The 14,274-nt window shown below is 66.2% G+C and carries 12 protein-coding genes; 5 read left to right on the top strand and 7 right to left on the bottom strand.

The window, feature by feature from the left end:
• Nucleotides 1-179: 179 nt before the first annotated feature.
• The 4 genes from ACILR9_RS35180 to ACILR9_RS35165 form a co-directional block, all read right to left on the bottom strand.
• Nucleotides 180-2,120, bottom strand: a complete 1,941-nt coding sequence (locus ACILR9_RS35180) for a PAS domain S-box protein (RefSeq protein WP_395714678.1) — start codon at nt 2,118-2,120, stop codon at nt 180-182.
• Between the two features lie 145 nt (nt 2,121-2,265).
• Complete coding sequence (locus ACILR9_RS35175; protein WP_395714657.1) at nt 2,266-2,646, bottom strand: response regulator; 381 nt, start codon at nt 2,644-2,646, stop codon at nt 2,266-2,268.
• Nucleotides 2,647-2,718: 72 nt separating this feature from the next.
• Nucleotides 2,719-3,171, bottom strand: coding sequence for a response regulator (locus ACILR9_RS35170; RefSeq protein WP_395714656.1), 453 nt, complete (start codon nt 3,169-3,171; stop codon nt 2,719-2,721).
• 95 nt (nt 3,172-3,266) lie between these two features.
• Nucleotides 3,267-4,076 carry a response regulator gene (locus ACILR9_RS35165; protein WP_395714655.1) on the bottom strand — a complete coding sequence of 270 codons (810 nt, stop codon included), beginning with the start codon at nt 4,074-4,076 and terminating at the stop codon, nt 3,267-3,269.
• A gap of 177 nt (nt 4,077-4,253) precedes the next feature.
• Here ACILR9_RS35165 and ACILR9_RS35160 point away from each other — a divergent pair, with 177 nt between their 5' ends.
• Both ACILR9_RS35160 and ACILR9_RS35155 read left to right on the top strand, forming a co-directional pair.
• On the top strand, nt 4,254-6,533 hold the full coding sequence (locus ACILR9_RS35160; protein ID WP_395714654.1) for an ATP-binding protein: 2,280 nt from the start codon (nt 4,254-4,256) through the stop codon (nt 6,531-6,533).
• Between the two features lie 80 nt (nt 6,534-6,613).
• Nucleotides 6,614-7,162: a low molecular weight protein-tyrosine-phosphatase gene (locus tag ACILR9_RS35155; RefSeq protein WP_395714653.1), complete on the top strand. Its 549-nt coding sequence runs from the start codon at nt 6,614-6,616 to the stop codon at nt 7,160-7,162.
• Between the two features lie 153 nt (nt 7,163-7,315).
• Here the strand turns inward: ACILR9_RS35155 and ACILR9_RS35150 are convergent, their stop codons facing one another.
• Nucleotides 7,316-8,098 carry a hypothetical protein gene (locus tag ACILR9_RS35150; RefSeq protein ID WP_395714652.1) on the bottom strand — a complete coding sequence of 261 codons (783 nt, stop codon included), beginning with the start codon at nt 8,096-8,098 and terminating at the stop codon, nt 7,316-7,318.
• 102 nt (nt 8,099-8,200) lie between these two features.
• On the opposite strand from ACILR9_RS35150, the gene ACILR9_RS35145 reads away from it, so the two are divergent.
• Both ACILR9_RS35145 and ACILR9_RS35140 read left to right on the top strand, forming a co-directional pair.
• Nucleotides 8,201-9,196, top strand: coding sequence for a helix-turn-helix transcriptional regulator (locus ACILR9_RS35145; protein ID WP_395714651.1), 996 nt, complete (start codon nt 8,201-8,203; stop codon nt 9,194-9,196).
• 73 nt (nt 9,197-9,269) lie between these two features.
• Nucleotides 9,270-10,280, top strand: coding sequence for a hypothetical protein (locus ACILR9_RS35140; protein ID WP_395714650.1), 1,011 nt, complete (start codon nt 9,270-9,272; stop codon nt 10,278-10,280).
• A 381-nt stretch (nt 10,281-10,661) separates the two neighbouring features.
• Here the strand turns inward: ACILR9_RS35140 and ACILR9_RS35135 are convergent, their stop codons facing one another.
• Complete coding sequence (locus ACILR9_RS35135; RefSeq protein ID WP_395714649.1) at nt 10,662-12,443, bottom strand: DUF262 domain-containing protein; 1,782 nt, start codon at nt 12,441-12,443, stop codon at nt 10,662-10,664.
• 426 nt (nt 12,444-12,869) lie between these two features.
• On the opposite strand from ACILR9_RS35135, the gene ACILR9_RS35130 reads away from it, so the two are divergent.
• Nucleotides 12,870-13,697, top strand: a complete 828-nt coding sequence (locus ACILR9_RS35130; RefSeq protein WP_395714648.1) for a hypothetical protein — start codon at nt 12,870-12,872, stop codon at nt 13,695-13,697.
• A gap of 355 nt (nt 13,698-14,052) precedes the next feature.
• Here the strand turns inward: ACILR9_RS35130 and ACILR9_RS35125 are convergent.
• On the bottom strand, nt 14,053-14,274 hold a 222-nt coding region (locus tag ACILR9_RS35125), incomplete at its 5' end, for a dihydroxy-acid dehydratase (RefSeq protein ID WP_395714647.1).

Genomic DNA, 14,274 nt, shown 5'->3' with positions numbered 1-14,274 from the left:
ACTGGCCGGTTCCGGCGTAGCAGGCGCGACGGGAAGCTTCCGGATTGAACTCAAGCCCTGAGCGGCACGCGAAAAATCACTCCAATAACGCGACCAATCCGACCGGTAGGTCGAACCAGTAAACGGCAATGCTGCGAGAGCGCCAACCCATCCAATCCGAATTGAAATGAATTCGGATGCTATGGCATCCGGCCATCGAGCGCCCCACGAATGACGCGCGCCAGCTCGCGCTTGCGGAAGGGCTTTGCCAGCAGGTGCCTTGCGGGGTCCGCTGCCCCGAACCGCGCCCCCGCCGCATAACCCGATATCAGCACCACCGGGGTGCCCGGCCGCAGGCGCACGACCTGCTCGGCCAGCGCCCTGCCGTCAACCGGACCTGGCATCACCATGTCTGTCACCACCAAGTCATAGAACGGATCGGCCCTCTCGAAGGCGGCAAGGCCGGCTACGCCGTCGGGCATTCCATCCGCCGCGTAGCCCAGGCTGCGCAGCTGCTCGAGCAGACGGGCGCGCACGTGCGGTTCGTCCTCGACCACCAGGATCCGCTCCTTCCCGCCAATCGGAGCGGCGCGCAGCTCGGCTACCAGTTCGGCGGAGATCGCGGCGGTGCGCGGCAGGTAGAGACGGAACGTGGTTCCGCGCCCGAGCTCACTGGTCAGACGGATGTGGCCGCCCGACTGCCTGACGAAGCCGTAGACCATGCTGAGTCCGAGACCGGTGCCATGACCCGCGTCCTTGGTGGTGAAGAAGGGCTCGAAGACCCTGTCGACCAGATCAGGCGGGATGCCGGTACCGCTGTCGGTCACCGCCACCACGAGATGTGGCCCTGGCCGCGCCTCAGGCGTCAATCTGACGTAGGCCTCGTCGATCTCGACGGCGCCGGTCTCGATCAGCAACCGGCCGCCGCCCGGCATGGCATCGCGCGCATTGAGACAGAGATTCATCAGCGCCGCCTCGAGCTGGGCGCGGTCGACGTTGGCCGGCCCCAGGCCCGGCGCCAGGTTGTATTCGATGGCGATGTCGGCTGCGAGGGTTCGGCGCAACAGGCGGCCGAGCGAGGTCACCAGGTCGTTGAGATCGGTCGGACGAGGCTGCAACGGCTGGCGGCGCGAGAAGGCGAGCAGCTGGCGCGTCAGCTCCGCGCCGCGTGTCGTCGAGCGCTCGATCTGCTCGACCTTGCTCGCCGCCGATGCCGACAACGGCTCCTCGAGCAAGCCGTCGATATTAGCCAGAATCACCATCAGGATGTTGTTGAAGTCGTGCGCCAGCCCGCCAGTCAGCTGGCCGACCGCTTCCATCTTCTGCGCCTGGCGCAATTGCGCCTCGATGCGATTGCGCTGCGTCAGATCGCGGATGATGCCGACATAGATCGGCTCGCCGCGATGGGTCGCTTCGCCGACGGCGAGTTGGATGGCGATGGTCGAACCGTCCCGCCGCCTGCCCTTGATCTCGCGCGGGGCGCCGAGCATCCGGCGAACGCCGGAGCGCGGGTAGTTGATCAGGAACGGGCCGTGCTCACGCGCGAATTCGCCCGGGATCAGCATCGCCACGCTGCGGCCCACCACCTCGCTGGCAGGAAAGCCGAACAGCCGTTCGGCAGCACGGTTGTAAAGCTGCACCGTGCCGTGGCGATCGATGGCGATCAGCCCGTCGATCAACGTGTCGAGCACGGTATCAACCAGCGTCTGCAGGCGGGCTTCGCTGTCGCGCAGACGGCTGGTCGCGTCGAGCCGATCGGTGACGTCGCGCGAGATCGCGCCGAAGCCGAGCAGCCGTCCCTCGCCGTCGCGGATCGCGGAGATGATCACATTGACTGAGAAGTCCTCGCCATTCTGGCCGACACGCGTGCCGATTTCCTCGAACCGGCCGCGGGTCGCGGCCTCGTGCAGTATCCGCTGCGGCTTACCTTCGGCACGGTCGTCGGCCGAATAGAGCAGCGCGAAGTTCTTGCCCAGCACCTCGGAGGCCTTGTAACCGGTGATGGTCTCGGCACCGACATTCCACGACGTGATAATGCCTCGCGGATCGAGCGTGGTGATCGCGAAGTCGCCCACGCTGTCGACGAACAGGCGAAGATTTCGCGCCACGTCCTGTGACGTGGGCGAGGGTGCGACCCGCATGGTCACTCGACGACGCTCCCTGACGTCTGCAACCAAAGTCGGCCGGTTGGAGCTTCTGGTTTTGGCCCGTAACCAGCAATTAAGACAACCGTCTCACCCCACCGACCGCCCGTCAAGCCGGGCACAACCTTCCCGATCACTGTTTTCAGAGACTTGCGGCGCCCCGTTCCAACAGGATGGCGAGCCGGCGCAACGAAACCGGCTTCTCGATCAGAACGGCGTGTGGCAGATCTGGGCTGAGGCGGCGGATGTCGTCGAGCTGCTGTTGGTCGGCATCGCCGGTCAGCAGGACCCAGCGTACGGCCGACGACCGCGCGGCGTGCTGGACATAGAGCGTGAACCCGTCGCCATCAGGCAGGTTCACGTCACACAGCACGGCGTCGATGGTCGGCGTCGGCTGGCGGTCCAGGAATGCCCGAGCTTCCGCAGCCGAGGCCAGTGCAACCACGCCGTGATGTCGACGCACGAGATATTCCCCGACCTCGCGACGCAGGTCGGCATCATCCTCCACCAATAGGAATTGCACGATGTTGACCCTACGCCCCCCGCTCCACGGCACACGCTAAATCATCAATGCCGCAATCGGCCGTGAGTTACATCAACCCAAGCGCAGGCCAAACCACTTTTCCGGCTTGGTTGCCGGCACCCCGGTGCGCGCCGCGCTCCTCAGCATGGCGCGAATCGCACGGCCCAGCGTCCGAGTCTCGACAGGCTTGGGGAAGAATCTGTAGATGCCGACCCGTTCCAGGACGGGTACCGACAGATGGTCGATGCGCCCTGACATCACGAGCAGGGCGGTCTCGGGCGACAGGCGGCGAATACGTTCACTCAGGGTGATGCCATCGAAATCGGGCAGATCGAAATCAACCAGCGCAACGCGCGGCCGCAGGTCGGCGACCCGGTGGAGCGCCGGCGAGCCGGCGTGGATGGTCCGCACCACGAGCCTGCGCCGCTCGAGGATGCACGCCAGCTCCTCGGCCTGCAGGGGGTCGTCCTCGACAATCAGCACGTCGCATGCAGGCTCGGCTTTGTCGGCAGTCGGCAGGGTCATGGGTGTCCTCTGCCACCATTTTGCAACTCTTGCCCATGGTCGTCACGCGACAATCGGGATGGCCCGGGACCGGACCGCTCCGATGTGGCAAGAACCTATCGCTTGGGACGGGACTGGACGCTGTCGAAGAATGTGTCAACGGCGCGCAGGCCGGACTCGCTCAGGCGGATGATGGTGCGACGTTTGTCGCTGGCGTCCTCGCCGCGCTCAATCAGATTGTGGCGCTGCAGCTCGTCCATGCGGCGGAGCGCCGTGGTCAGCGGCACCCCCGAGGCAGCGCCGAGGCTGGTCACCGTGACCTCGGCGCCGGCAAGCTGGGCGTCGTAGAGGTCGAGCAGCATCTCCCAGCAGGGGTCGGAGAACAGCTCTGTCGGGAACAGGCTGCTGCGCGTACGGCGCATCGCCTTGAGGTCGCGCAGCGCCGCGCGCCGGCGCTCGGCGGGAGCGAGAACCTCTTCGCCGGCCGTTCCCGCTGTCTCCTGGTGTTGGCGCATCTGGCGGGCAAGTTGGGCCGACTTGACGGCGCGCACCAGGCGCGGCCCGTCCACCGGCTTGGTCAGCATGTCGCGCGCGCCCAGCCGCAGGGCAGCCACGGCGTCATCGAACCCGGCATTGCCGCTGACGAAGATGATCTCCGGCCGCGCGCCCTCGGCAAACCGGCTCAGCCGCTCCGCGAATTGCACACCGTCGAGCTCGGGCATCCGCAGATCGCTCACCACGATGTCCGCCCCGAGGCCCTCGGCCAGCAGCTTGAGCGCGCTCCAGCCGTCGCTGGTAGCCCGGCAGGAGAGGCCAGCCTTGGCCAGGCATTCGACCAGCTCCTCGATCGAGTCGCGGTCGTCGTCGACCACCAGGACGTCGATATTTGGGGCAGCGGCGCGATCGTTGACGCCCGGCGCAGTCATGGCTTCCTTGATGCCAAGCCGTCCAACGCCTCCGGAATGGAGGCGTTTGTCGGCTTCTCCGGCACGAAAGGTGCCCGCAATGCGGTACAATTCGCAAGCGTGATCGGACAGAACCGGCCGCGCCGGGAAGGGAATTCGCAAGCGCGGCCGGTGCAATCGGTCGCGCCGGGATGGGAAATGGCACAGGGCGTCCCTGCAAGCGCCAAGCCGACGGCGCCTACCGCCCCGGCCGGCGATCCGCTGCGGGCCGACCGCCGGCGGTCGCTGCTGCTCGCCGGCCTCGTTCTGCTGATCGTCTGGTCGGTCGCGGGCCTGCTGATCTGGCAAAGCCGCCACGCGGCGATCGAGGAATGGAAACGCGCTGCCGCCCGCACCAGCCACATCGCGTCGGCCTATGTCGGCCAAGCGCTCGGCGCCGCCGACCTCGTGCTGAAGAGCATGCTCGACTGGCTGCGCGACGAGCAGATCGGCACCGAGGCTGCGTTCCAAACGGCAGTGAGCGGCCGTCGCTTCTACGATGCCATGCGCGACCGGACCGCTGGCCTTCGCCAAGTCGGCATGGCCGGCGCGGTCGCCCGCGACGGCACGCTACTCAACACCACCTCGAGCTTTCCGCCGCCCCAGGCCTCCATGGCCGGCCGCGAGGGATTCACGCTCGCCCTCTCGCCGGACCCGCCCAAGGTGATCCTGACCAGCCCTATTCCAGGCCGGATTACCGGCCGCCCGACCTTCTTCCTGCTGCGCCCCGTGGTCGGCCCTGCCGGCGATGTGCTGGGCGTCCTCGCGGTCGGTCTCGATGCCGGTTATCTGGGCGAGTTCTTCCGCGAGATTTCGGTCAGCGCCGACAGCACGATCTCGATCATGCGCGACGACGGCACGATGCTCGCCTCGAGCCTGCGCGGCGATGCGGTGCTCGGCCGGCGCTTTCCCGATGCGCTTTCGCTACGACTGCTGCGAGAAGTCGATCCGGCGCCCGCCGTGTTCACCGACATCCCGCTGGCGCGCGCGCCCGAGTTCGATCTTCCGCGGATCGTGGCACCCCGCCAGGTCGAAGGGTACCCCGCGATCGTCACGCTCTCGATCGGCCCAAGCGTCTTCCTGAAGCCGTGGCGCGACACCAGCGTGGAGATCGTGGGCGCCGCCACGCTGCTCAGCCTCGTGACCCTGCTGGTTCTCCTGCGGGTGTTGCGGCTGATGCAGCTTTCCGAAGCCGCCCGCCGCGCCGCCTCCGAGCAGGCGCTGCTTGCCGCGATTGTCGACACGCCGTCGGCCTTGACCGCGGTGCTCGACCGCGCCGGCTGCGTGATGCGCGCCAACGCCCGCTTCAGCGAGCTGTTCGGTCCGCGTTTCGACCTCCACCGCCCCGGCGGCCCGGACGCCGGATCGAGCGAGGTCGGGGGAATCGAGCAGCTGCGCGACTTCGTTGCCGGGAGCGAGCGCCAGGCCGAGATCGACCTCGAGGTGGTGCGCCCGGGCCAGCCACCCTGCCGGCTGCATTTCGCGCTGGCCCGCCAGGCCCATACCGAAAAGGGTGAGTGCATCATCCTGGTCGGCCAGGACGTGACGCTGCGCTACCAGGCGGAGCGTGCGATCGCCCAGACCGCCAAGCTCGCCACCCTGGGCGAGGTCACCAGCGGCATCGCCCACGAGCTCAGCCAGCCGCTGAACGTGATTCGCATGGCCGCGCAGAACGCGCTGGCCGAGCTCGAGCCCGAGGACGACCCCGAGGGCTCGGACGACGCGCCGGCCGACGACGGAGAAGCAGCCGGCGCAGACCGGTCGCCGCCCATCGATCCGGCATTCAAGACCTTCCTCGCCGGCAAGCTGCATCGCGTCATCGCCCAGGTCGACCGCGCCGCCGCCATCATCAACCGCATGCGCATCTTCAGCCGCACCTCGCGCGAGGGCCCGCAGCCGGTCGACGTGCGCGAGGCCTGTCGCGGCGCCCTCGCCCTGATGACCCCGCAACTGCGCCGCGTCGGCATCGCGGTCGGCCTGCAGTTCGATGAATCGCCGGTGTTCGTGGTCGGCAACATGGTCGTGATGCAGCAGGTCATCGTGAGCCTGCTCGCCAACGCACGCGACGCGTTGCGCGACAGCACGCACGAAGACAAGGCGATCGCCATACGCGCCTGGCGCGCAGCGGAGGGCCGCGTCATCGTGCGCGTCGCCGACAACGGCCCCGGCGTGCCCGCGGCGATCCGTGACCGCATCTTCGAGCCCTTCTTCACCACCAAGGCGGTGGGCGACGGCGCCGGCCTCGGCCTCGCCACCTCCTATGGCCTCGTTCGCGACGCCGGCGGCACGCTCACCCTGGTCGAGCCCGAGCCCGACGAGCTCCCGGGCGCGGTGTTCCAGATCGACATGCCGGCAGCAGCAGCCACGGCCGACGCCGGCGACCTCGCGGCCGACGAGACATCCGGCGGACCGCCTCCGCCCTCCGTGGCGGCGCTGTAGGTCATGCCGCGCAAAACCGCCATCATGCTCCCCGGGACGACCTCGCCCGAGCTCATTGCACTCCAGAGGGCCCCTACGCCATGACCATCCGCGTCCTCTTCGTTTCGACCGGTGACGTCTGTCGCGCGCCCATGGCGGTCGGCTGCCTGCGCGTCCTCGTGCAGCGTGCCCGCCGTGCGGACGCCTTCGAGATCGATTCAGCCGGCACCTATGAAGGCGCCAGCGGCCAGCCGCCGAGCCTGCTCGCCCAGGAGGTCGCGGCCCGCCGCGGCTACCCGATCCGCGACCTGCGGGCCCGCCGGCTCGAGCCCGCCGACCTCGCCCGCTTCGACTACGCGATGGCGATGGACCGCATCCAGCTCGCGGCGATGCGGCTGATTGCGCCGGGTCCCCACACCGAGCGTCCGCAGATGCTGCTCAAATACGTACCGGTGCAGGGCATCCGCGAGATCCGCGACCCGTTCGGCGGCACGACGCAGGACTACGAGAGGGCGCTCGACCTGATCGAGAGCGGCTGCGCCGGCCTGCTCGAGCATATCGGCAAGGAGGCTGCACTTCCGGGGCGCGACGCTTCGGGCGACGGCCGCAGCCGAACGCCCCAGCTTCGCGTCGTCCACTCACGGGATTGAGAAAACCAAAGATCCCCCGTTACGCTCGGGGCTCTTCGTCACGCTCTTCCGGACCGCGAGCGTCCCGCTCGTCCACATACGCGGTCCGGAAGACTCTAAGCTTCCGGCCATGGATGCCTCGATGGTCCCGCTCTGAGCTCCATGACAGCTGACTCAGCGCACACGCGCCAGCTCGAAGCTGTAGTGACAGGCGCGGGGCGTCTTCGACCGGAAGGCGAGACTCAGCACGTCGCCGCGCACCGCGCCATCGACCTTGCCGCTGAAATAGTCCGCGCCGTCGCTCCGAAACTCGAGGCTTGCCACGCCGCTTGGGCCGACGACGCCTGTTACCGTGCTGGTGGCCCTGCCGCTCGCCAACTCGGACAGCTCGCCGGAGATGCGGTCCCCGCTCAACGTCAGGCTGAGCGTCGGAGGCTGGCACCACGAATCGGTGCGGCCCTTTCCGGTCCAGGTGCCTTCCATGTCGGTCATGGCCTGCGGCGGCGGCGACGGCGGCGGCACGGCCGCGACGCTGGGTGCAGCGGGCGGCGGCGCCGCGCATTGCCGCGACCGCATCGACAGATCGACCGCGTCGTACTCGCCTTTCAGCCGGCCGAGCTCATCCTTGCGGTCCTTGGTCATCGCCAGCCCGAACAGCACCGGCCAGAAGACGACGATGCCCACCGTCATCATGACGGCATCGGCGGCAGCGTTCTCGCGCTGCAGGCCCGACACGCGCTGGACCTCGCCCGTGAGGCGCAGGCGCTCCTCGGCGAGCTGATCGCAGCTCCAGCTCTGGTAGACGTTCGGGCTGACATAGCGCGCCTCGATCGAGTCGGGACCGCGTGCGCAGGCCGCCTGCGCCATGCAAGCCGCGAGCGCCAGCGGCCGCGCGATCCTCGTCATCGTACCGACGCGCACCGATGCGACGGCGTCACCGGTTTCATCGTTCATCATCGCTTACCCCCCGTCCCAATCGACCGGCCCGATATGGCACAAGGGGGTGTCACATCGGGACATCCTCCCCTATGGTTGCAGGACCGCTGCCCGGGGTGCCGCATGCGCTACGAGATCACCGACCGCGTCCTGCAGCTCGCGCTCGCCATGCAGGGCTCGCGGGTCGGGCTCACCCTGGCCGACATCGAGCGCGACTTCGCGGTGAGCCGCCGTACGGCGCAACGCATGCGCGATGCCGTGCTGCGCAACTACCCGCAGGCCGAGCAGCTGGTCGACGACGAGCGCCGGCCGCGCTGGCGCATCCCGGTCGCCGGCGCCGTGACGCCGGGCGCGCTGACCGCCGAGGAGATCGTCGACCTCGAAGCCGCGGCGCGCCTGTTGCGCCAGCGCAACCTCAGGGCGCGTGCCGCCGCGCTCGAGGCGGTGGCGCGCAAGCTGCGCGCCACCCTGCCGCCGGCCACGCAGGTCCGTCTCGAGCCCGACATCGAGGCCCTGCTCGAAGCCGAGGGGCTGGCCATGCGGCCGGGCCCGCGGCCGGTCATCCGGACCGAGGTGATCGACACCATCCGGCTCGCCATCAAGCAGGGCCGCGAGATCTATATCGCCTACCGCAGCCGCCACACGCGCCGCGCCTCGGGCCGCCGCCTGCATCCCTACGGCTTCCTGCTCGGCAAGCAGCACTACCTCGTCGGCATGTCCCCCGACCGCCATCCCGGCGACGCGCGGCTGTTCGCCCTCGCCCAGATCGAGCGCGTCAGCCCGCAGGACAAGGTGTTCGTGCGCGATCCGGCGTTCTCGCTGCAGAAATTCGCCGAACGCAGCTTCGGCGTCTTCCAGGAACCGCCGCGCGACATCGTCTGGCGCTTCAGCCGCGACGTCGCCGATGCGGCCGAGGAGTACGTCTTCCACCCCGGCCAATCGATGGCGCGCCAGCCCGACGGCTCGGTGATCGTGCGCTTCCGCGCCGGCGGGCTGATGGAGATGTGCTGGCACCTCTACACCTGGGGCGCCGATGTCGAGGTGCTGGAGCCGGCCGAGCTGAAGCAGCTGATGGGGCGGGCGCTGAGGCACCGGCGGTTCCGGACGGCGGAGCTGTAGTGCGGGCTGCTGGCAAGATGAAGAATCCGGGGTCCGTGTCCGGACCCGACACCCCCAGGAGCCAGGATGAACCATGGACTGGTTCGAGCGCCTGACCGGCTTTCGCGAGGCCGGCTATGACGAGACCCGCAGCCGGCTCGCCGTGGAAGGGGGCGAGCTGCATTGCCGGGTCAATGGCTGCCGCTATGGCATCGGCGTGCTGGAGCTGGCGTCGCTGGCGGACCTCCGGCGGCGATGTGCATCGCTGCCGGCGCGCGGCCGGTTGACGGTCCGCCTCGTCACCGGAGACGTCCGGCGCCTCCATCGCGACCCCGAATATGCCGGCGCCCTGTTCCAGGTGGCATCGCAGTTCAACATGCTGGAGATGGTCTCGCCGGATGTGACGCCGGAGCACGGCGTGACCGGCTACCAGCACGATCGCACCCAGGGGCCGGCATGCGCCATCGCCGCCGGCGCCGCCACGATCTACCGCAACTATTTCGTCCCGGTGGAGGGCCGGCCCGGCCAGACCGCCGACCGCCAGCTCGATGGGCTCGCCGACCTGGGCGCATCGCTCGGCCGGTGGCTGGGCCTGCCGCCCGACCGGCTGTGGTCGATGCGCAACGGCTATGCCCTGTGCCGCCGCGACGGGCTTGCCGCGATCACGGCTTTCCTGCAGGACGCCAGCCCGGAAGCGCTCGATGGGCTGCGGTCGTCGCTGCGCATCGGCGTGCATCGCGATGTGGAGGTGACCGACGAGGAGATCGGTCGGCGCCGATATGTCAGCCAGGCCTTCTGCTCGGCGCTGCCCGTCGCCTACTCGTCCTTGCCGGCAGCGGAGTGGCAGTCGTTCGCACAGCTCGTTCTCGACGCCGCCTACGAGGCGACTTTGTGCGCTGCTGCGCTCAACGCCGGCCGAGGCGCTTCCAACATCGTGCTGCTGACCTCGCTCGGCGGCGGAGCCTTCGGAAACGACGGCTCGTGGATCGACTCCGCGATGAGGCGGAGCCTGACGTCGATGAAGGACCAGCCTCTCGACGTGCGCATCGTGAGCTATGGCCCACCTTCGCCTGCGATGAGGGCGTTGCAACGCGACTTCGCCTGACGGCGCCTCCGCATTCCTGCCAGACCCAGCGGCCGGCGTCGTCGAGTGACCGAACGACAGATGTCCGAATGTAACATCCTGGTGACGCAGAAAGGGCTCGGGACGCGACCAACATCGCCGGCCCACCGTTGGGCCCATGAGATCTGCAAGAAATTCACTGTCGAAGCGCCATCTGGCGCCCTTCTTCAAGGCGGCACTACGCGCCCCCCTGTTTCGCGAACGGTGGCGAGACCGCCGCGACCGCGGCTTTCGGCTCTTCGCACCGAGGCCCGCATTCTCTTCGAGGATTCTGCCATCGAGCGCCTAGCCAGGCGGATGCCTGCGCGCCACGACAGCAGCAAACCACCGCCAATCCGCCTGCGACGTATACGGGATGAAAAACTAGCCGTCATTCACCCCCTCATTTGGCCAATTCAGACCTTCACAAAGGGCGGCCAGTGCAGTCTTGACCGCCACCGCCCGCGCGCGGAGGAATGTCTCGTAGTCGATCTTAACCCTTTCTCGGCGCTCCTCGGCTGATTTCATGAGCGAATACCCACCAACGTTTAACTCGTTGAATGGAACGATATGAGACCTCAGTCTGTCCCGGACCACGGTCTCTCCAAGATCGGCTTTATCAATTCGCTCCCTCAGGTACTTTAGTGGTTCTTTGGCCGATATGTTGCGGTTGGTGCTCATCGTTATAAGCACGCAGTTGAGTGCGCGGCTCCTTTCGCCTTCAGGCAAACTACCGTCTCCAGTGAGCAATGAATCGGGGAAAATGTGATGGTACTCTCGAGCACGAAGGCGCTCTCTGGTCGCCTGATTTCCGTCTGCAATATCGAATGCCCCACCCTTTATAGATGCCGCAAGAATTGCGCGCGCAAGGGTTTCCTTTCGTCTTGGCCATCCTGCTCGCAGCAGATCGTCGATCTGCGGAAGGGGATAGTCCTCGTCTCTGAAGATCGGCACTTTTGACCGATCTGCCTTTCCCTGAAGCACGTCCCTGAGCGCACGAAAATCCTGGAGTGATCGTGTCGAAGAAGCGTTTTCATATCGAGTTGTCACGAATGACCGCCAAACGTATGAGCGGATCATAGCGCGAGCATTACCGTGAGCGTCGAGTGCAACCGGCAGGTATTTGTGAAGCGCCGCTAGAAGAGGCAGGGCCGTAACGGTAGGGAGCCGCTGGTTATCAAAGACGCACTCTTCCTCCATCACCTGAACAGCCCAACGCACACCGGCCGAGATCTCGTCCCACGATGTATCAACGTCTGACAGGTCGAGTTGGTAGAAGCTCGCCTGAGCAGGAGTTCTATCCGAACGTAAGGCTGTTGCCTGAAGAACTATTTGCTCCGGCGAAGCGTAAGCTTCCAAGGTTGGGCATTTCTCGCGAAGGTCAACCATGAGGTCGTGCATGGATTTTCCAGTCCGAGCCTCGAACTGAGCAACAATGATATCGAACGCGTTGAGAGGAACTGCCGATGTGTTCATCTTGACAAAGACATCAAGCGCAGTTGCTGGCTTCGTGCCAACTTCGAGAAGAAGCAGTGGCAAGTTGAAGTTCTTGACCCTTTCCTGAAGATCTCGGAGGAGATTTTCTAGATCCCGACTGGCTTTTAGATCTCCCTTGACGGCCTTGTCGCACCACTGCTGCCGCCGACCTGAGATATCGCCAGGAAGCAACAGGAAGGCTGGAAAGAGGCCCCGCTCGAAGATCTGCTCTGCCTCATCTGCCCAAACCGGATATCGCTGCCTGTTGCGATGGACCCAACGCTTAACCCGCATCACTCTCGATGGGAGCGCTCCGTCCTCGTCTGGTTCGGGCTCATTGATGTGTACAAAAAAGGTCAAATCCTCATAGATGTCGTGAAGGCTTTTCCAAAGAGCCGTCAGACGCTGCTGACCGTCGAGAAGATGCTCCCGGCAACGCTCTACTGGAAGCGGTGCGCCTGCAAGAGGTCGCGTTATGAACGGCTCCTTGTCCCCGATCTCAAGGACCAGAGTCGAACCAATCGGCAACCCTCTTAGCACCGCGTCAAGCAGCCCAGCTACATTCTCCTCGTCCCAGGCTTCACGCCTTTGGAACCGAGGTAGACGCACTTGACCAGTCTGAATGCGCTGAAACCAACTCTCGATGTTCCGGTCGCGAGCCTCCACACCGTCCCCCGTAGTAAAAGTCATGCAACCCCTAAGATATGCTGATGTCGTTATGCGATGAAAGGAAAATGGTGACAGTGATGGGAAAGCATGCTTACTTTGCCTGTAAGGGGACCGATCAGCTAAGTTTGGATTCGCAAGAGTTTGGCAACGATGGGCGGAGACAATGCCCAAGTAGATTAAGCATGCCATTCCAGTTGGGATCGCAGGTAGCTGCTGGCTGCAATCACTACCAACCTTGCCAGGTCGCACAGGCGATACAGAGATGCGCAGAGCAGCGTTCGCAGCGGTACCGAGAGAGAGCCCCCAAGGCGGCATCTTACGACTGAGGAGTATCTCCGCGATAGGCCACGTGCCGGGACTCCGTGTCCATATCTGACACCCGTTCGCCTCCGGTTGGCGCAGGAATTCCTCTGTTGCTACGCTGACCCCGTATGGGAGGATCGAGCCATGGGAAACCTCATCGATTGCCTTCGGCCGAACGAACGGCGCGGCAGCAAGCCGCGATGTCACCTTCTTACGCACGGCTCGCGTGAACAGGTGGCCGCGGCGCTGACCGAGCTTGCCGCGCCATTCGCGAGGGTCGCCGCCTCGGATCGCTGGATGCCCGATGGGTTCGTCGATCTGGAAGAAGCGCAACTGCACCGGGCGCCGCGACTCGTCTCGCGAGACCTTGGCGAGAAGCTCAGGTCTTGGTGGCTTGCGCCAGCGAGCGTGCGAGCCAGGACACCCAACTTCGACATCGCCAGCACCTGCACATTCGTCGACGACGACAAGCCTGGCCTGTTGCTGGTCGAAGCGAAGGCGCATGATGAGGAATTGGGCAAGGAAAGCGGCGGTCGCCTGGTCGGGCCGGGCTCGTCGGAGGATAGCAAGGCGAGTCATGATCGGATCGGGGCATGTGTCGACGAAGCCCGGCAAGGTTTGGAGCAGCTGACAGCCCTGCCCTGGAGCATTTCAAGGGATTTCCGCTACCAGATGTCGAACCGCTTCGCCTGGGCCTGGAAGCTGGCGAGCTCGGGCGTTCCCGTTGTGCTGATCTATCTGGGCTTCCTCCGCGCCGACGAGATGCGCGACAAGGGAAAGCCTTTCGCGGATGCCGACGAGTGGGAGTGCCTCGTGAGAGGTCACAGCGCTCACCTCGTTCCACCGCAGGCCTGGGGCCGGAAATGGGGGACGGCGCCCACCATGATCGTGCCGCTGATCCGATCGCAGGAGCGTTCGCTCGAGGCGAGCGGCTGGCAAGCAGCCGAGGTGCTGGCGTCGAAAACTGCTTGACCGGACGCTGGTGATAGCTCGCGCTATGATTGAAGAATCTGGCACCGGCCGTGCTGGCGCAGCCCGATCCGACGGCGAAGTTCCTGAAAGCGTCGCAGGGCAAGCTGGGAGCGGACCACGCGCTCGACTATTGATTTTCGCGCTGGCCTGAGTCTCATCAAGCCGGAAAAGCAGCGGGCACAGCGCCGTCCACGGCCACTCGAGGCGCTGGTCGCCGCGGCAGACATCGCCGACGAAGGCCGGGCGGCAATCGTCCTCGACACCAACGATCTCATCCAGCAACTCGTCCCACACGGCCGCTGCATCCATTTCTGAGCGGCAATCGATCGCGCACAACGCGACCGGTTCGCTTGCGTCACACCACGCAGCCGTAGTGCGCCGACGACACCAGACGGACGTACTTGTCGTGCACCGAGCCCGGCCGTATCCGCCCCGCCTCGGGCGCCTTCCACGCCGCCATGCGCCGCGCGATCTCCGCGTCCGGGATCTCGAGAGTCAGAGTCCGCTTGCCCGGATCGATGACGATCGTATCGCCGTCATGCACTGCCGCGATCGGGCCGCCGCGGGCGGCTTCGGG

The sequence above is a fragment of the Reyranella sp. genome, assembly GCF_044224635.1.
GTDB lineage: Bacteria > Pseudomonadota > Alphaproteobacteria > Reyranellales > Reyranellaceae > Reyranella.
This window is presented reverse-complemented; position numbering and strand designations above follow the sequence as displayed.

Coding starts and splice junctions, on each gene's coding strand:
- ACILR9_RS35160 (WP_395714654.1), top strand. CDS start 4,254: ATGGCACAGGGCGTCCCTGCAAGCGCCAAGCCGACGGCGCCTACCGCC.
- ACILR9_RS35130 (WP_395714648.1), top strand. CDS start 12,870: ATGGGAAACCTCATCGATTGCCTTCGGCCGAACGAACGGCGCGGCAGC.
- ACILR9_RS35180 (WP_395714678.1), bottom strand. CDS start 2,120: ATGCGGGTCGCACCCTCGCCCACGTCACAGGACGTGGCGCGAAATCTT.
- ACILR9_RS35170 (WP_395714656.1), bottom strand. CDS start 3,171: ATGACCCTGCCGACTGCCGACAAAGCCGAGCCTGCATGCGACGTGCTG.
- ACILR9_RS35140 (WP_395714650.1), top strand. CDS start 9,270: ATGGACTGGTTCGAGCGCCTGACCGGCTTTCGCGAGGCCGGCTATGAC.
- ACILR9_RS35155 (WP_395714653.1), top strand. CDS start 6,614: ATGACCATCCGCGTCCTCTTCGTTTCGACCGGTGACGTCTGTCGCGCG.
- ACILR9_RS35135 (WP_395714649.1), bottom strand. CDS start 12,443: ATGACTTTTACTACGGGGGACGGTGTGGAGGCTCGCGACCGGAACATC.
- ACILR9_RS35145 (WP_395714651.1), top strand. CDS start 8,201: ATGCGCTACGAGATCACCGACCGCGTCCTGCAGCTCGCGCTCGCCATG.
- ACILR9_RS35165 (WP_395714655.1), bottom strand. CDS start 4,076: ATGACTGCGCCGGGCGTCAACGATCGCGCCGCTGCCCCAAATATCGAC.
- ACILR9_RS35150 (WP_395714652.1), bottom strand. CDS start 8,098: ATGATGAACGATGAAACCGGTGACGCCGTCGCATCGGTGCGCGTCGGT.